The 18,109-nt window shown below is 52.5% G+C and carries 11 protein-coding genes and 1 pseudogene; 5 read left to right on the top strand and 7 right to left on the bottom strand.

Features of this window, described 5'->3' with window-relative positions; all coding sequences use genetic code 11:
• Positions 1-3: 3 nt before the first annotated feature.
• The 4 genes from AB6B37_RS08025 to AB6B37_RS08010 all read left to right on the top strand — a co-directional run bounded on the left by AB6B37_RS08025 (position 4) and on the right by AB6B37_RS08010 (position 7,453).
• Positions 4-414, top strand: coding sequence for an MAPEG family protein (locus AB6B37_RS08025; RefSeq protein ID WP_371398369.1), 411 nt, complete (start codon positions 4-6; stop codon positions 412-414).
• A complete protein-coding gene (locus AB6B37_RS08020; protein ID WP_371398368.1) occupies positions 415-1,707 on the top strand; it encodes an RsmB/NOP family class I SAM-dependent RNA methyltransferase in 1,293 nt (430 codons plus the stop codon).
• A 10-nt stretch (positions 1,708-1,717) separates the two neighbouring features.
• Positions 1,718-3,307, top strand: a complete 1,590-nt coding sequence (gene guaA / locus AB6B37_RS08015; protein WP_371398367.1) for a glutamine-hydrolyzing GMP synthase — start codon at positions 1,718-1,720, stop codon at positions 3,305-3,307.
• Between the two features lie 906 nt (positions 3,308-4,213).
• Positions 4,214-7,453 (top strand): hypothetical protein, encoded by a 3,240-nt coding sequence (locus AB6B37_RS08010; protein ID WP_371398366.1) that lies wholly within the window; start codon positions 4,214-4,216, stop codon positions 7,451-7,453.
• A 151-nt stretch (positions 7,454-7,604) separates the two neighbouring features.
• Here AB6B37_RS08010 and AB6B37_RS08005 read toward each other — a convergent pair whose 3' ends face one another.
• A complete protein-coding gene (locus AB6B37_RS08005) occupies positions 7,605-8,498 on the bottom strand; it encodes a hypothetical protein (RefSeq protein ID WP_371398365.1) in 894 nt (297 codons plus the stop codon).
• Positions 8,461-9,300 carry a hypothetical protein gene (locus AB6B37_RS08000; RefSeq protein WP_371398364.1) on the bottom strand — a complete coding sequence of 280 codons (840 nt, stop codon included), beginning with the start codon at positions 9,298-9,300 and terminating at the stop codon, positions 8,461-8,463. Before AB6B37_RS08000 ends, AB6B37_RS08005 begins: the two co-directional genes overlap by 38 nt.
• A 143-nt stretch (positions 9,301-9,443) precedes the next feature.
• On the opposite strand from AB6B37_RS08000, the gene AB6B37_RS07995 reads away from it, so the two are divergent.
• On the top strand, positions 9,444-10,118 hold the full coding sequence (locus tag AB6B37_RS07995) for a hypothetical protein (RefSeq protein WP_371398363.1): 675 nt from the start codon (positions 9,444-9,446) through the stop codon (positions 10,116-10,118).
• A gap of 67 nt (positions 10,119-10,185) precedes the next feature.
• On the opposite strand, the gene AB6B37_RS07990 is transcribed toward AB6B37_RS07995, so the two are convergent.
• From AB6B37_RS07990 to AB6B37_RS07970, 5 genes and pseudogenes are all read right to left on the bottom strand, one after another.
• Positions 10,186-11,649, bottom strand: a complete 1,464-nt coding sequence (locus AB6B37_RS07990; protein ID WP_371398362.1) for an AMP nucleosidase — start codon at positions 11,647-11,649, stop codon at positions 10,186-10,188.
• Between the two features lie 133 nt (positions 11,650-11,782).
• Positions 11,783-13,018: a NupC/NupG family nucleoside CNT transporter gene (locus AB6B37_RS07985; protein WP_371398361.1), complete on the bottom strand. Its 1,236-nt coding sequence runs from the start codon at positions 13,016-13,018 to the stop codon at positions 11,783-11,785.
• A 1-nt stretch (position 13,019) separates the two neighbouring features.
• Positions 13,020-14,117: an alkaline phosphatase gene (locus tag AB6B37_RS07980; RefSeq protein ID WP_371398434.1), complete on the bottom strand. Its 1,098-nt coding sequence runs from the start codon at positions 14,115-14,117 to the stop codon at positions 13,020-13,022.
• A 102-nt stretch (positions 14,118-14,219) separates the two neighbouring features.
• Positions 14,220-14,377, bottom strand: a pseudogene (locus AB6B37_RS07975) (PhoD-like phosphatase N-terminal domain-containing protein); the annotation flags it as partial.
• Positions 14,378-14,713: 336 nt separating this feature from the next.
• On the bottom strand, positions 14,714-17,848 hold the full coding sequence (locus tag AB6B37_RS07970; RefSeq protein ID WP_371398360.1) for a carboxypeptidase regulatory-like domain-containing protein: 3,135 nt from the start codon (positions 17,846-17,848) through the stop codon (positions 14,714-14,716).
• Positions 17,849-18,109: the final 261 nt, after the last annotated feature.

Raw genomic sequence — 18,109 nt, 5'->3', positions numbered from 1 at the left:
ACTATGCTAAGCCAATCTGATATTTTTGCGCCTATGGTCATTCAAATGATCATGATGATTTTAATTGCCTTTTGGCTTGTCTGGGCGCGGGTGGGGTCTGTCATGCTCAAGAAAGTCGACATGCGCGATGTCGCTAAAAACGGCTGGCAAGGCTGGATGAAAAACGCGGGCGATAATTTCGATAATCAATATCAATTACCGTTGCTGTTCTTTGCGGTCTGTTTTTTGCTTTATATAACAAAATCCGTGACGGATGTATCCGTCTTGCTGGCTTGGGGTTTTGTCGCTAGCCGTATCGCTCATGCCGCTGTGCATTTAACTGTGAACCATATCATGACGCGGTTTATATTCTTCCTTATTGGGGCCTTGGCCTTGACGGCTCTGGTCGTGCAAGCCGCTCTGGCGGTGCTCTAAATGCGTCAACCGGGCCGCATACAGGCGGCGATTGATGTGCTGACCGATGTGCTTGACCGCCATACGCCTGTTGCTATGGCCCTGCGCGATTGGGGTAAGGCCAACCGTTTTGCGGGGTCTAAGGACCGTTCTGCCATTGGGAATCTGGTTTACGATGCGCTGCGGTGCAAAAGCTCGCTCGGCTTTCGCATGGGCGGGGAAAGCCCGCGTAACCTAATTTTAGGTGCGACCGTCTTTATGAATGACACGGCTGTTGATGAATTGGTAGCCTTAGTCGCGGATGATAAATTCGGCCCGGGCGCGCTTAGCGGTGATGAAGTCGCACTGCTAAACGGCAAAATTGACCTGACATCGGCCCCCGATTGGGTTCAAGCCGATGTGCCGGATTGGCTTTGGCCCGCCTTTGAAAACAACTTCACGGACGACGCCATAGCCGAGGGCCAAGCCCTGACCGCCCGCCCGCCGCTGGATATGCGGGTTAATACCATCAAAGCCACAGTGGGTGATGCGCTCAAAGCCCTCAGTGAACAAGGCGCGCAGCCATGCCCCAGCAGCCCCATAGGCCTTCGCGTTGCGCCTGCCGTTGGCTCTGGCCGTCTGCCTAATGTGCAGATTGAGAAAATATACCAAACAGGCGGCATTGAAATCCAAGACGAAGGCAGTCAAATCGTCAGCCTTCTGGTCAACGCGCAACCTGGCGAGCAAATCCTTGATTACTGCGCTGGCGGCGGCGGCAAGTCACTGGCGCTGGCGGCGGATATGAATAATGAGGGCGCAGTTCATGCCTTTGATATCGACAAGCGCCGCTTGGCCCCGCTCTATCAACGCGCGGCCCGCAACGGTGCAGATATTGTCAATGTCGTCGAGCCACCGTCCAAGAACTTGGAAAACCTATTGGGTAAGATGGACAAAGTCCTGATCGATGCGCCCTGTTCGGGTGTCGGCACGTGGCGGCGTAAACCTGATGCGAAATGGCGACTATCAGAGGATAGCCTAGAGAAACGCTATAAAGAACAACGCGTGGTGCTGGCGGGGGCGAAGGCTTTTGTCAAACCCGGCGGGCTGTTGTTTTACGTGACCTGTTCCATGCTGGCCGAAGAAAACGAAGGCCAAGTCTATACATTCCTAGAGGCTAACCCCGAGTTTACATTGCTGTCTGCGGGGGAGGTCTATGAAGAACGCATTGGCGTAGACGCGCCAAAGCCGTGGTCCGAAGATGGATGCACATTGACCCTGACACCAGCCTCCACAGGCACAGATGGATTTTATTTTGCCGTTATGGCCAAAGAGTAAGAGACGCCGCATGAGTATTGATACCCCCGTTCACGACCCGTCCAATCACGAGCAGCTGCTGATTATTGATTTTGGATCCCAAGTCACGCAGCTCATCGCGCGGCGTGTGCGCGAAAGCGGTGTGTTTTGCGAAGTGCACCCTTATAACCGTGTCGACGCGGCGATGCTAAACGCGTTCAGTCCCAAAGCGATCATCCTATCAGGCGGGCCAAGCAGTGTTGTGGACGCAGGAAGCCCGCGCGCAGATGCGGCTGTCTTTAGCCTCGGCGTGCCGATCCTTGGTATTTGTTACGGACAACAGACCATGATGGCGCAACTGGGCGGGGCGGTAGAAAAAGGCGACAGCGGAGAATTTGGCCGCGCCTTTATCCAAGCTGATGCCAAGACGCCTTTGTTTAAAGACATGTTCGGAGATGATCATGATGGCCGCGAAGAGGTTTGGATGAGCCACGGCGATCACGTCGCCAAAATGGCGCCCGGTTTTGACGTGCTCGCAACCAGCCCCGGCGCGCCCTATGCGGTGATCGGTGACACCACGCGCCATTTTTACGGCACACAGTTCCATCCCGAAGTCGTGCATACACCGCGCGGCGCACAAATGTTGCGTAACTTCACTCACGGTATCGCCGGCTTCAAAGGTGACTGGTCTATGGCTGCCTTTAAGGACGAAGCGATTGCGGCGGTTCGTGCGCAAGTTGGGGACGGGAAAGTCATTTGCGGGCTTTCTGGTGGCGTCGATAGCTCTGTCGTGGCGGTGCTGTTGCATGAGGCGATTGGTGACCAACTCACCTGTGTTTATGTCGATACGGGCATGATGCGCAAAGGCGAATCAGATCACGTCGTCAGCCTGTTCAAAGAACATTACGATATGAACCTGATCCATGTGGATGCGGGCGATGAATTTCTCGACCTGCTTGACGGTGTGTCAGATCCCGAACGCAAACGTAAAATCATCGGCGGGACGTTCATTGATATTTTCGAACGTGAAGCCAAAAAAGTGGGCGGCGCGAAATTCTTGGCCCAAGGCACGCTTTATCCTGATGTGATTGAGTCGGTATCCTTTGACGGCGGGCCGTCTGTTACGATTAAATCCCATCACAATGTTGGCGGCCTGCCAGAGCGTATGGATATGGCACTGGTGGAACCTCTACGCGAATTGTTCAAAGACGAGGTGAGGGCACTCGGCCGTGAGCTTGGCCTGCATGCTGATTTTGTGGAACGTCATCCTTTCCCAGGGCCGGGTCTGGCCATTCGCTGTCCTGGCGAGATTACGCGCGAGCGTCTGGCGGTGCTGCGCGAGGCTGACGCCATCTATCTGGACCAAATTCGCAAGCACGGCCTTTATAATAAAATCTGGCAGGCCTTTGCCGTTATCCTGCCTGTGCAAACGGTCGGGGTCATGGGGGACGAACGGACCTATGAAAATGTGCTGGCCCTGCGTGCGGTGACATCTACCGACGGCATGACAGCGGATTACTACCCTTACAGCCATGAGTTCCTCGGCGAGACGGCGACGCGTATTATTAACGAGGTCCGCGGCGTGAACCGGGTCGTTTATGACGTCACATCAAAGCCCCCCGGCACGATTGAGTGGGAATAGCTTAACAGCACATTAAATCGTTATATTTCAATATCTTATCGTGTATTTCTACAGTTAATGTAGCGCGTTATTTACCCTGTTCTGATGGTTAATGAAAAATTCTATTAACCACGAAAAACATGTGTTTTCAGAGACTTGCAAAAAGCGGGGTAGGTGAGCTATCCGTGGTTTAAGTTGCGTTTTTTAGGGTCTTTATTAACGCATAAATTGGGCTGTAAAAACATCGCTCGAATCGGCTTTATTGCTGTAATTTCCTCTTTGTAAGCCCCCATTTTAAGGGGATTTAAACGCCATTTTGCTAGTTTACCCATAGGCGGCGATAGACCGCTATTTGGTGTGAATGGTAATTTTAACGGGTCAAATGATACGATCTAAACACATAACTGTGCTGTTCTGGGCTTGCGCTGCAAGTCTTGCCGGCCCCATGCTTGCGCCCGCGCATGCCTCTGGGACCGAGGCTGTTATGCTCGAAATAATAGACGGTGAAACCGCGTTTCGAGTCGACGAAAAACGCAATAAAGCATGGTGGATTGTTGGCGAATGCCAGCGGCCCATTCCTATGTCTGATGCGCGCAATTCGTCTAGCAAGTCTCAGAAAAACTCAAATAATTCAATGTTGTCCAATGTGATTTCTAACGATGTCCGATTGGGTTCACGCCAAGTGGAATTGCGCCAGCAGTTCCGATTTAACATGGCGAGCACCCCGGTCACGGTAGATATCTACAACTCCGTAAGGGGTGGTTGGTCGCAAGTTCCTGTTCGCGTCAATGATGCGTGCATGAGCGATGCGAACTGTCGCCGACTTGCGGAGTTGCCCGAGTGCTAGGGCGGTCTCACTCTCATAACCCTATTTGCGTAAAAACGCGTAAAAACAAGACATTGCCTCGTCTTGTTGCGAATATGCTTGTGTCAATTGCTGCGATGTTCACACCCATCACAGCGCTAAACACCTATGCGGATGAGCCTGTGAAAACCGCCGAAGTCACGGCTGCACTGCCCGCAAAACCCACTAAAACGGCTGAAACGACCAAGCCTGCTGCGGCGGAACCCGCTATCCAAGTGCCAGAGACAATCGTCAATACCACGCTCATCGCGGAAATTGACACCTCTATCACGGTGACATTGGACGGTGAGACGCTGCAATCCACTGAAGTCCACAGATCAGATAAAGGCGGGCTTTATGTCAATGCCATGCCGATCTTTGCCGCGCTTGGCAATGACGTGGAATATGACGATGTGTCTAAGGCCTTGATCGTGCGCCGGTCACAAGACGGCGTGGTGATGGAGCTTTATACTGACACGGGTATCGTCAAAGCCAATGGCAAAGCGCTGGGTAAATTGCGTCATTTTGGTGAAATTGCGCCTGACCGCTTTATACTGACCCCTAATGCCATCGCGGTTATGGCAGGCGCTAATGGGCGTTATAATGAAAAATCCAATAGCTTTGATTTCAAACTCGACGCGCGTCTGCGCGTTGCAACAGGGTTTGAGATTTTCGTCAATGACGTTGCGCTCGGTAACCTGAACCCCGCGCCGAAATCTGTTGGCCCTGTGCTCATCCTGCCGCTGCTACCGATTGCCGAAGCGCTTGGCCATGACGTGCGTGTGCTTGATAGCAGCAATGAAGTGTTTGTGCGCCGTGCCCAAGACAGTGCAGAATTTAAGTTAAACCTTGATACGGGTTTGGTGAAACTGCGCGACGTGCCATACGGCGTGACCAAAGACGTGACCTATATCGACCCGACGAATTTGTTGCTGCCTGTCAATGCAATCGAAACGCTGACGGGGACAAACATTAGCATTGTCGGGGGATCAAACCGCATAGAAGTCACGCTAGACGAACGCCTATCAGGGTCCATCAAGCCAAAAGGATCAGTCGATGAAGAAGCGAAAAACACGCCTTTGACAATCGAGAGCCTTAGCTTTCACGCGGGGCCGGACACAATCAACACGGTCGATTTGGACTTTCGGGTGCAAAAGCTAAATGCGCGATTGCGATATGAAACGCCGGACCTGCCGACCAGCGCGGCCGAGCTAGAGCCCAGTTGGCTCAGTTTGGAATATGCCCATCTCAACGGCGTATCTGGCTCCATTGGCGATTATTCGGCCGACTTCCGCGAACTTGACGGGGTCGGCCTTCGGCGTATTCGCGGGGTATCGGCCAATAAAGTCACCGACAAAGGCCGCTGGGCCTTGGCCGCAGGTGTGCCGACCAAGGGCGCTGTGCAGATTTCCGATGACCAAAGCCGCGTCACTTACGGCGGTTTTGCCGCTGGTGGTCGTTTCGCTAGCCGCAAAGGCTGGGAAGCAGGCTTATCCCTAAGCCGCGACAATGTCACGGACGATCAAATGGCCGTCTTGTCGGCTATCTCTGGTTCGCTGGGTCGCAAAAAAGATAAGAAATTTCAATGGGATGCCCGCGCGGACTTAGGTGTTTTTGACGGCCCCGCTCGCGTTAAACCCGTGGATGCCCGCGCCAGCCTGTCGGCGCGCTATGACGTCAATAAAACCATTACGGTCGATAGTTTCGTGCAATATGACGGTGTCGAGTTTCTGCGCTCTAAGCTGGACGCAGAAGACACTGAAGACGCGATCACGCAGGGCCTAAATCCCGATAGCGATATCTCGGATGACGGCACCCTTATTCCCGACACACGGGCGCGCGGATTTGACCAGCTGACCGTGTCGAGCTCTTTGCGCTTAACCCCCTCAAAAGACTTAGGATTTTTGAAAAACGCAGCCGCTTCTGTGCGTGGACAAGTCGCCACAACAGGCGTGACATCGGGCACGGATAACGCCGTCACAACGCAGTCCGTTGGGGTCAGCGTCGCGACCGCCATTGGCGATACAGGCGTTAGTGTCTCGCTTGACGCCAATGCCTTCACGCAAAGCTATGCCGATGGGCGGGCCGATAACCTAGGCCAAGGGTTTAGCGCCCGCGCCTATAAGCAATTTGATTTCGCCACAGTGCGCGCTCAATATCAAAATTCCAACGTCAAAGGCCAAGCCGTGCAGCAATCCGCCAATGTGAACGTCACAACGCGCAGCTTTAACGTGCCGCTACCCAAGGACGCGGCGCTCAGCATTGCCCCGTCTGTCACCGCAGGCTGGACGCCAGAGACACAATCTGTGCGCGGCGGTGTCATTGCCAACTTTAATTCGGGCGAGATTTTGGGCAGCAAGACCCGCCTTGATGCGAGCCTCGGTATTTTGCAATCCGTGGCGGCTGGATCCAATGCCCAAGGCCAAACACGCACGGATAAATACCTCACTGTGTCAGTTGCGCGGCGTCTCAAGATTGGGAAGAACATGGCACTAGGCTTGTCTTATCGGAATAATCTAAACGGCGATCAACGTATCGGCCTCCAGCTTGATGGACGTTTTGATTTCAATGAGAAGCGCAAATATAAGAAAACCGAAGATGGTCGCGGTGTCCTGAAAGGCCGCGCCTTTGTCGATAAAAACCGCGACGGCATCAAACAAGAAGACGAACCCGCCGTGCCAAACGCTATGGTGCGCTTAAAAGGCACGCGCATGGCGCTACGCACGGATAGGGCGGGTTTCTACACGGTTCAGAATATCAAAGTGGGGCTTTATGATGTGGTCATTGACGGGCGCAGCCTGCCGCTTGGGTTTGCCCAGTCAGAGGACGTTCTGACGCGCGCGACAATCCATGACGGCCAGATTACTGACGTGCCGCTACCTGTGGTGCAACGCGGCCAAATTCGCGGCTTTACCTATGTCGATGCCAATGGCAACGCTGAATTTGATGACGGAGAGGAACGCATTGATAGTATCTCTTTACGCCTCAAAGGGCTCAAAACGGATGATAGCGATAAAACACTCGCCATATCGACCAGCTTTGGTCAGTTCGCCTTTGATGACTTACCGGGCGGAGAATACACCGTTGTCGCGACCGGCCAGCCAAAGCTGGGCCTGAAAGGCGGGCAGGGCGTCACCGTCAACCTGGCGGACTACGACCGTCTGATGGCCAAGATTGCCGTGCCTGTCACGCGCGAAGCCCCGCAGAGTGATGATGATATTAGGACTGTTGAGCGGGACGACACCACGCTGCCGCCCGGCAAAGAAAACGACCCGCCGCCAGACGATGCGGCCACGCAATCGATTACCATGGCGTCACCCTAGCGGATTTTTAATCCGTGCAGGTAACACCACCATACCTCGGGCGGGCTTCAAACCCCGCCCATTTTTTTGTTCTAAAATAGGATGGAAATTTTGCGTCTTAGCAATTTTGAAAATTGGGCCTAGGTGCCCATTTTGTTGTAATATCAGTGGGTTACGGTTCGCGGTAAAAGTCAAAGACCACATCTATATCCAGCGACCCAATACCCATCGACAAGTCATATTGCGGCATCGTGTAGAGCATATCGAGCCGGATTGTCTGCTCGTCAATATCGCCGTTGCGCACACGAATACCGCTTTGACGACCAAAATTCATGATCTGCGTCGCTGTGCCTGATAGGTCGCCGAGATCATCTACCGCGTTCACAATTGTAATATTGTTTGCATTTGCGCGGCGGCCAAAATCAAAGCCTTCGTCATTGCCGCGGTCCGTTACGCTTGGTGTGAGTTTGATATCGCCGAGCCCAATTGTGTTGGCGAAATCACCTGTCACATTCGCAATACTGGCCCGCGCCCGCATAGAAAAGCGCATATTACGAGAGCTGATAAAAAAGCTGTGTGAATATTGCCGCCCCGGCCCGTCAAGTTCCAGATCTGTGGCCGAACTTAGCGTAAAGGCGCTCATATTATCGCCCGCATCCAAATATCCGTCGCCGTCATCATTAAAGGCGCTTAGGCTGTTGTTCCCGTCGGTAAAGCCTAACATCATAGACTCGGTACTACTTGCGCGCGCACCTATCACATTGTCGAGTGTGCCTGTCACATTGGGCGTGCCTGCGCGGTCATAATAGGAAATCAGCGGCTGGCCCATGGACACGCAACAATTGTTCAGCCCAAAGACCCAATTGTCATAAATGTCGTAATTATCGCCGTCATGAACCACCACACAGCCGTAAGTGCGGCACCAAAAATCAGTATCAAGAAAGCTGGCGGCCGCGCTTTGGGCCATGACAGCCGTTAGCGCTGCGCCAGCCAGCGCGGCCTTAAAGGCCTGCCGAAGAGAGACCGTGTTATGGGCGCGGATAATCAAGTGGTTCAATACCCACATTCATCGCGCGAAATTTGTTTTGCGGCGCGAATGTATTGTTCATACGAAAATCAATGACGTAATTGCCGCCCGACGACAGCGCGTCCATATCTTTTAGCTTCACATTATAGGTCCGCTCCCCCCCGTCTAGCACAACGGCGGATAGCGGTGTTTCCGCAACGACATCGCCCGATTGGTTTTTGACAAAGGCTGTGCCCTGCAAACGGGCATGGGCGTCGCCTTCGTTTTTAATCTCAAGCGTGATCGTATCCGCAAGGTCTTCATTAATCGCGACACTGGTCACTTCGGGCAAACTTTTGGCAGGTGTTAGGGTCAGATAGAACAAAGACGCCAGCTGATACCGGTTCCAAACGCCCGATGTCTCGCCGCGCTCATTCAACTCTGGCAACATGGTGCTAGCTAGGAGCGCAAAGCGGTGATCGCCTTTATGCTCGAGCTTATAAGGGACTGAGATTTCGACTGTAACGTCTTGAGATGTTTCAGGTTTTAGTGTCACAGAGGCGGGCGAGAACCGAATCCAATCGGCAGCTGATCGCGGCGTTTCACCCGGGGGGTCTAGGATTAATTTGCCGTTTTTATCCAGCGCCCAATCGGCAAGACCTATCGTCAGGCTAATCGTTTTTGATTTATGCACATTGCCGATGGTCACGACTTGGCGTTGACGATCACCGGGTTTGACCGTCATTTCAACGGTGGAAGGTTGCACCCCCACGCCAAAGGCATTGGCCAAGGGCGCTGCAATCATCACAGCCGCCAATCCTGTGGCCACCAAGGCCGTTGTCGCAATCAGGGAACGCATCATAAGTCATCCTCAACATAATGGTTTGGCGTAGAATAGCGCGAAAGGTCTTGCCGTGTGGTTAACGGGGCCTTTCCAATGACAGTTGATTGCGTCGGGGGTCACGGTTCTCCTCCCGCCCTGATAGACGCCTATAGGGTGTGGCCATGTCAAATTTGAAACTTGATAGCACCGCAATGTCTATGCGCGCCCTATTTGAGGAGATGGTGGCGCGGTTGGCGGCATTATCCGACGCGTCGGCGCAACTCAAATCCATGCGTATTCTGGCCCGTTTCACGCGGTTGATGATGGATTATGAACGTGACTTGATCGCCAAAGCACGGCGGGCAGAGGTTTTGGCCAGCCCGGCCTTGCGTCGTGCGGCTTATCTGGCGATTGGCTTGTCTGCGATATTACGGTGGGAGGATGCATGGCATCGCCGCAAAGACCCCGTAAAGCCGCGACAGACATATAACGCGCGCCCACAGACGCGCTCCAAAACGAGCCCACAATCATGCGGGACTACTGATATCCTCTACGCCCTTATGCCGTTACCAAAACGCGATTATAAGCGGCGCAAGTCCGAAACAGTCAGCAGTTGGGTGTGTCGCGGCAGCAGTGTATCGCGCTTTAATGCTTTGCCGCCCGCCTATGTCTATCCACATGAGATTTGCGCGCGTCCACCGGTCTGGGCAAAGGAAGAGCCACGGCAGAGATATTTACCGCCCGACGACACGTCTGCTTTTCGGGATCAAAGCCAAACGATGTCGAAATGTGATACACGCGACATCGATTTAAATGACGGCGTTCACGCCTCTATTCGGGACGGGCCAGAGCTTTAAATTTCAAACAAAACACCGCGCCAAAGGTCTTTGGCGCGGCCTATAGTCATGCGTGTTTTACGCCCGCTTAGCGGAAAACAGGATCGTCCAGACTGCGCAGTTTACGAGAATGCAGCGTTCCCGTCTCGGCCGCGCTTTTTAAGATCGACATCGCTTCTAGCCCGATGTTGAGATGCTGCGCAACGCGGGAGCGGTAAAACTGCTCAGCAGAGCCGGGCAGTTTGATCTCGCCGTGCAAAGGGCGGTCAGACACACAGAGAAGGGTTCCATAGGGCACACGGTAACGATAACCATTGGCGGCAATTGTCGCGCTTTCCATATCAATGGCAATGGCGCGCGATTGGTTGATACGCGTGCGAAGCCCCGCATAACGCATTTCCCAATTGCGGTCGTCTGTGGTTACCACTGTGCCCGTGCGGACATGGCGTTTCATCTGATGTCCTGACAACTCCATGACGTTAGAAATGGCTTCTGTCAGCGCGATTTGCACTTCGGCAATGGTCGGTAGGGGGATTTGTGTCGGCAGGATTTCGTCTAGGATTTGATCATCGCGGAGATAAGCATGGGCCAGAACAAAATCGCCCAGGATCTGTGTATTACGAAGACCGCCGCAATGCCCCAGCATCAACCAGCAATGCGAACGCAGGACCGCGACATGGTCTGTGATCGTCTTGGCATTGGACGGGCCAACGCCAATATTAATCAAGGTGATGCCCATATTGTTTTCCGCCATCAGGTGATAGGCGGGCATTTGCGGCAGTTTTTGATTGGGATCAGAGACGTAATCTTCGGCCTTTGTGATCATGCCTTGGCCCGGACTACAAAATCCGTGGTGATCATCACCCTTTAGCGCGCCTTTGGCTAGCTCAATGAACTCGTCAACATAGCGCTGATAATTCGTGAAGATAACAAATTTCTGAAAGCAATTCGGGTTTGTACCCGTGTAATGCTTCAACCGTTGCAGTGAGTAATCTGTGCGCAAAGCCGGGAACAAAGATAACGGCAGGGGCTGGCTGTCATCGGGTTCCCAGACACCATTGGCTAGATCGTCGTGGATAAGCTTTAGATTCGGAAGCGGAAAGTAGTCGGGAATCCTCGGTGTGAAATCGCCTTTCATTTCAAAGGTCGACGGGTCAATGGCAAAGGCCAGCGGAATGTCCTCATTGCAATAGCCGACGAAGTAATCAACCTCATAGGCTTTTTCAATGCGTGTCAGTTGATCCGTCAGGTAGCTTTTGAAGATATCAGGGGTCGTTACGGAACTGCCGTACCAACCCATACCGCGGATGCTGACAAAGCCAATCGGGTCAGAGCTGCCCTCGCGGCGGGCTTTGATATTGAGCAGCAGGTAAGGGTAGGTCACAGGCGTTTGCACGGGGCGCTCTCCCGTCTCTGCAAATTCAGCAAAGCCGTGATTCAGCCGCTCTACGGCCTCATTGTAAAGGCTTTGTAAGTTTTTCACCGTGGCGGCGACCGTCTTACACGGGATCATATCGTCAAAAAATTCAGGGGTACTTCCAAGTTCTTTCATAGTCTTTTCCTATCGTCTGCCTATCGGTTTGGAGGCCCGATAGGGCTTTGTGTCATGACCCCGTATGGGCCACATTTGAGTAAAATTTTCGCGTCCTATCTGAAAACGCTACGGCCCGTCAAGCGCTATTTTGCTATCCCAGCCCGATGAGCGCGGCGAGGCCCAACACAACACTGGCGATTGCGGCGCTCATAAAATTCGACAGATTACCCGCTAGCACGGCTTGCAAGCCTAGCTTTGAAATCTCCGTCTTGCGCTCTGGAACGACAGCGGACAAACCCGCCAACATAATCGCAAGACCGCCAAAATTGGCAAAGCCGCAGAGCGCCAAAGTAATCGCGATTTGACCTTGGGGGCTGAACTCGGCCATGGAGCCTGCGAAATTGGCATAGGCCAGAAACTCGTTCAGAACGACTTTTTCGCCTAAGTAAACACCCGCCTGCGCGCTCTCGGCCCAAGGCACACCGATGAGCCAGGCAATGGGTCGAAACAGATAGCTAAAGATACCTTCTAAGGACAATTCTGGCATCCCAAACAGGCCGCCAATTCCGCCAAGGATGCCGTTTAACAACGCAATCAAAGCCAAGAAAGCCACCAGCACCGCCATGACAGACAGCATGATTTGCAGCCCGACCAGCGCACCATTTGTGGCGGCCTCAACTAGGCTGCCCGCGCGGTGGCTATCCATGAAATCGGCATCAGCGTCATCGACATCAAAGGGGGTTCCGTCTTCGGGGACCAACATCCGTCCCATCAAAAGCCCGCCTGGCGCAGCCATGAAAGCGGCCGTAATCAATAAATCCGCGCGAATGCCCAGCGCGCTATAGGCGACCAGAACCGTGCCCGCCACACTGGACAGGCCCAGAGACATCATCACAAATAATTGCGCGCGAGAAATTTTTGACAGGTAAGGGAGAATGGTCAAAGGCGCTTCGGCCATGCCGACGAAGATGTTTGCTGCTGCGCATGTGCTCTCTAGTCGGGAGGCTCCTGTCACCCAACGCATGACCCCGCCAATGCCGCGAATAATATAATCCATAATCCGCAGGTAAAATAGGCAAGAGAAAAGCGCACTAATGAAAATAATAATCGGCAAGATTTGAAAGAAAAAGACAACGCCGTTTCCTGCATCTGATAGCGGGCCGAACATGAACCCTGTTCCTGCGGCAACATATCCGACCATTTGTTCTACGGCGGCGCTCATAATGCTCAGCAGAAATCCACCGACAGGGGTCAGAAGGGCGAAGACGGCAATCGCGACTTGAAGCGCCAAAATCCGAACGACTATCAGCGGCTTTATTAGTTTGCGGTTTTCAGAGCACACATAGGCAATGAGCAACAGGACAATGATGCCAAGAATACCAACCATGCTAGGCGTCTACCGCTCCGGCTTTGCCGTTTTCAACGACGAAGGTTTTGCGCGTCGTCGCGCGTGCGGTTGGGTCGTAGATCGAGGTCATTTCTTTCATCTGCACCGTCCACGTCTGTGGCGTGACATCGACAAGAGAATAGCCGCGTTTACGGTCATCGAAAAATTTGATGTGCGGATTGTCAGGCAACATGCGCATGAAACGGTTATAGGCATAGCTATGGGCGGTCACGGATGTGGTTACGAATTCTGTGCCGACAGTTTGAGAGTCAGGGTTATTGTAATCTTCCTTCAAATCGGCTTGCCACCAGCTGTGCATGTCACCCCCGATAGAGATGAAATTTTTCGGGCGGCGACGTGCGGCGGCATTGATGATCATATCGCGCGTGGCGGGGTAACCATCCCATCCGTCGCTCCACGATCCGGGAACACCGTTTCTGTCTTTTTGGAACAGACGCGAGAACAGCGTAGGCTGCGCGAGGACTTCCCATGTTGCGCCGCTGCGTAGGAAGGACGGCATCAACCAACGTTCTTGTGCTTTGCCAAACATAGAGCGGGTCATATCGCGAAGCTCTGGACAATTGACGACTTGCGCGCCGCCGTCATCTGGCGTTTGGCAGGCTTGGTCGTCGCGGTACTGACGCGCATCGGTCAGCGCCATTGTCATCAGGTCGCCGTAATAAAAGTAATCATGCATGCGCATGTTTTCGCCATGCGGTTTGGACCGCAGACGCACCGGCATATGCTCATAAAACGCCTTATAGGCGGCTGCGCGGCGGGCGCGGAACTGCTCCAATGGCATGTAGTTTTCATCATTCAGATTGGCGTAATCATTGACGACTTCGTGGTCATCCCAAATGAATAACCACGGGGCATAGGCATGGGCGGCTTGGAGATGTGGGTCTGTTTTATATTGCGCATGAATGCGGCGGTAATCGGTCAAGCTCTCGGCTTCAACACTGGCTTGGCGGCGGACCTGCGGGCCCCAGCTGGCTTCATAGATGTAGTCACCCAAATGGATAATAAGGTCCGGGTCTTGCTCGACCATATCGGCATAGGCATTGAAAAAGCCTTGCTCATAATGTTGGCAAGAGGCGATACCAAAACGCAGACTATCAACTTTGGCACCTAGGCGCGGGGCCGTCTTTGCCCGGCCTGTTGGGCTGGTCTGGCCATTGGCGACAAAGCGGTAATAATATTGGCGCAGCGGCTCTAGGCCTTCAACCTCGACATGGACACTATGCGCCCAATCGCCAGTGGCAATAGACTGACCAGCTTTGGAAAGGGTTGAAAAATTTGGGACTCGGATACTTCCCACGTGACGTCAACAGGGCCGTCAATACCGCCGTTTTCAGCCATAGGCATGGGGGCAAGGCGCGTCCAAATAACAAAGCCATCAGAGACAGGATCGCCGCTGGCCACACCGAGGGTAAATAAATCTCCCAGCACAAATTTCGAGCGTCCCATTTTTAGCGTCGCGGGTGCGGCGCCGTTGGTTGGCGTTGCACATGCGCCCAAACTCAAGCCTGCACCCAAAGCACCAGCGCCAGAAAGAATATGTCTGCGAGAAGTTTTCATCATAAATCCTTATACGAAGTTTTTGGCATTAGGGGCAAATAATGACCAAAAAATACCAAAAAAAACGGAAGGCAAAACCTTCCGTTTCTATTTTATAATTCAATCAAAGGGACACCCTTAGAAATCATAATTCATACCGAAACGGATTTCCCAAGTCGACGCACCGACAGACAGGCCGCCTTCGTCTGCATTGGAGTTGAAGTTGCTATATGTATACTGCGAACCATCATAACTGACATCGACAAGCTCTTGTGCTCCTGGGAAGCTATGCTGCTCTAGGACACCCCAATCACTATCGATGAAGTTCAATGCATTTTCGAGAACAACGAAGCCAGTGACACGGTCTTGCTCGCGGAAGCCTGGGAAGTCTTGGCTAATGCGAAGGTCAATTTTTGTCCACCAGTCGTCTTTGAATGCGTTACGGTCGGCAATGCCGCCAGCAAACTGATCGAGACCATTTTCGTCGATGAAGTTAAAGAAGCCCGTTTGGTCAAAGCCAGGAACAAAGTTCACAAGTGGATCATTTGGGCCTGTTGGCACGTAAACCAACTGACGGGAATTATCACGGAAGCTTTCAAATATTCCGTTACGACCGAATGTGTAGCTGTAAGGACGACCAGATGACACGGTTCCGAAGACTGAGAAACGTGTTTCATAGTCTTCCACGAACTCTGTTCCGTAGTTGAGGAACGCTGTGAAACGGTGCTTTGTTTCATAGTTGGATGTTGCCAGGCCGGGGTTGTTTACATCCGCAGTGGCAAAGTTACCAAAGTTCGAACCCGCTGTTGATGATGTCATCGGGCTGACGTCTTCTGCATCGGTAAAGGCATAACCAATGTTCCAGTTAAGGCCAAAGTCATGCTCTTTTGAAACGTTGGCTGACAAAACGATTGTTTCTGCGTTTTCCTCGGCATTAGTCAAAAGATATGGTGTGAACGGGTTGCCGCCGTAGATTGGGCGACCATCCGGAGCTGTGTCGACTTGGTTGAGGCCGATGCCTTGGGTCAATGCACCATCACGAAGGCTGCTGTAGAGGAAATCAAGGTTGACTAGATAATCGCTACCAAAACGGCCAGCATCATAACTAAATGTGGTGCCAAGTGACGCTTTGACGATTGATGGGATTTTGAAATCGGGGTCAAGCGCATTGACATTACCACGGCCCTGAGCCGCAGCGACGGCATCAATACCTTCTTGCGGCACTTCAAAGAATGGGTTGCCACTGTTAGGGTATGTAAAGTCATTGATGTTACCACCGCGTACGCGGTATTCAAACAATGTCACACCGTCGTTAGAGTAGTTGTTTGACAACCATACGTTCGGGTTACCACCAGAGAAGATGCCTAAGCCACCACGAACAGACCAGTCAGCATCGGGTGAGTAGTTAAAGCCGATACGCGGCTGGATAAGCGTTTCGCCGTCCAATGTCGCGTCATTGCCAAAACCAAAATCATCAACGAAGCTCTGGTTGCGGCGCGGGGCGTCGCTTGTTGTATAGGCATCAACACGGACACCTGCTATGATTTCAAGATCTGGCGTTGCTTGCCATTTGTCTTGGACATAGCCTGTTGTGATTTCGTAACCGAAGTTGGCTGCGCCGTCATTTTGGTCGTTGGAGCCTGCCGCGTTTTCATAACGGAAGTCGCTGAACTGACCCGCTTGGAAATCTTCGATAGAGTTAAAGACCCATTCGCCTTGCACTTCTTGGATGAACAAGTTGAAGACGTCAAACTCTTCACGCTCGATACCGAATTTGAAGTTGTGGTTGCCCATTGTGTAATTGGCCGCCGCTTTCAATGTTAATAGCGTGTAGTTCAAATCATTGGCATGACGGCTATCGTCGGCACCAAGGTAAACCGTTGTTGTGCCGCCTGCGCCGCGTGGAACGCGGACTTGAATTTCACCAAACTCAACACCGTTCACAGAGTCTTGGCGATTGTCCAAGTCAATGTAGTTGGTTGTAAATTCAGTCGAGAAGTTTTCTGTCCAATCAGAGTAAAGTGAACCAGAGTATGATTTAAGCTTGGCGCCACGCTCATAGAAGTGGTTGCCATCAGACAGACGCGTTGACCCTGTATCAGAACCAGAGATTGAGAAGCCGTCATTGTAAACGAATGTACCCGTTGCACGGTGCATATCGTTGATGTTCCAGTCAGCTTTCAGAAGGAGTTTTTCGTCAGCGTTATCAACCGTGGACGGAAGGCCACCGGACTCATAACCATACTGGTTTTCTGCAATGCTGATGATCTGATCAAACTGCGCATTTGTAATGCCTGTGGCTTCGGGTGTGTTGCCACCAAACAGGTTTCCGCCTTCTAGTTTTTCATAGGCACCAAAAAGGAATAATTTGTCCTTAATAACGGGCAGACCCATTGAGAAACCGTAACGGATTTCTTTAAAGCCGTCATTGCTGACGTCCAGATCGCGGACTTTGTCGCCTTTTAGGCTGTCAGATGTGTAGTCAATGAAGGCCTTGCCGAAGATTTCGTTTGTACCAGATTTCGTAACCGCATTTACGTTACAGGCCGTGAAAGATCCATATTCAACGTCGATGGGTGATAGCTCGACAGCAACCTGCTGTACGGCGTCAAATGAGAATGGGATACGCTCTGTCGGGTAACCGTTAGAGTTCAGACCAAAGTTATCGTTCAGGCGAAGGCCGTCAATTGTGAAAGAGTTGTAGCGGGGGTTGGCACCCGCACACTGAATTGAATCGTTAAAGCTCTCGTCGATAAAGACACGCGGGTCCAGACGGATGATGTCTTTGATGTCGCGGTTAATCGCTGGTGCATTTTCCAATGTCACAAGGTCAAATACTGCGTTCGGGCCAGGGGCCACATTGGCCAAAACTTGGCGCTGTGCAACCACGATTACTTCGTCCTGAATATTCCCGCCGCCGAGTGCAAAGTTTAGGGCCGTTGTGCCGCCGAGTGACAAGGCGATGTCATTGACTTGCTCGCCTTGGTAACCCGTAGCAGAAATTTCAACGCTATAGAGGCCAGTAACAGGCAGGTTGCGAACGCTGAATGCGCCCGTGCCGTCGGTTGTGACAGTCCGCGTGACGCCCGTGGCGGCGTTTGAGAGGCGAACTGTTGCGCCTGCGATTGGGTTTGCGTTTTCATTGGTTACGAAGCCTTGGACAGACGACGTCGTCACCTGCGCATAAGCGGCTGAGGAGAGCGCGGCGGTAAGCGCGAGGGCAGAGGTTGTGATGGCTGCGCGAAAGCCAATCGTTGAGATAACATTTTTCATTGTAAGCTCTTTTATGGAGAAGGGTTAGGAGAAGGAAGTTGAGTAAGCGTTTGTGTTAAAGGTGATTCTTTGAGGTATTTCTCGTGGCCACCCCCTAGCCGATATCTGCGTCAGTTTTATGACAAAACTTACACAAACATCGCAGTTTTTCGGGGACTGCGGCATAATTATCACAATATTAACCTCTATGAACTTTTGTTAACAGTTCGCGGCCCGCTTAACTTTATTAATGTTGGCTGTCAAACCATGTCAGCATTCTAT

Source organism: Fretibacter rubidus, from assembly GCF_041429785.1.
Taxonomy (GTDB): Bacteria; Pseudomonadota; Alphaproteobacteria; order Caulobacterales; family Maricaulaceae; genus Fretibacter; species Fretibacter rubidus.
The sequence above is the reverse complement of the archived record's forward strand: the minus strand, read 5'-3'. Positions and strand labels throughout refer to the sequence as shown.

What these genes read in the sequence shown, in the direction of transcription:
- AB6B37_RS08025 (WP_371398369.1), top strand. Translation starts at nt 4, where the DNA reads ATGCTAAGCCAATCTGATATTTTTGCGCCTATGGTCATTCAAATGATC.
- AB6B37_RS08020 (WP_371398368.1), top strand. Translation starts at nt 415, where the DNA reads ATGCGTCAACCGGGCCGCATACAGGCGGCGATTGATGTGCTGACCGAT.
- guaA (WP_371398367.1), top strand. Translation starts at nt 1,718, where the DNA reads ATGAGTATTGATACCCCCGTTCACGACCCGTCCAATCACGAGCAGCTG.
- AB6B37_RS08005 (WP_371398365.1), bottom strand. Translation starts at nt 8,498, where the DNA reads ATGTGGGTATTGAACCACTTGATTATCCGCGCCCATAACACGGTCTCT.
- AB6B37_RS08000 (WP_371398364.1), bottom strand. Translation starts at nt 9,300, where the DNA reads ATGATGCGTTCCCTGATTGCGACAACGGCCTTGGTGGCCACAGGATTG.
- AB6B37_RS07995 (WP_371398363.1), top strand. Translation starts at nt 9,444, where the DNA reads ATGTCAAATTTGAAACTTGATAGCACCGCAATGTCTATGCGCGCCCTA.
- AB6B37_RS07990 (WP_371398362.1), bottom strand. Translation starts at nt 11,649, where the DNA reads ATGAAAGAACTTGGAAGTACCCCTGAATTTTTTGACGATATGATCCCG.
- AB6B37_RS07985 (WP_371398361.1), bottom strand. Translation starts at nt 13,018, where the DNA reads ATGGTTGGTATTCTTGGCATCATTGTCCTGTTGCTCATTGCCTATGTG.
- AB6B37_RS07970 (WP_371398360.1), bottom strand. Translation starts at nt 17,848, where the DNA reads ATGAAAAATGTTATCTCAACGATTGGCTTTCGCGCAGCCATCACAACC.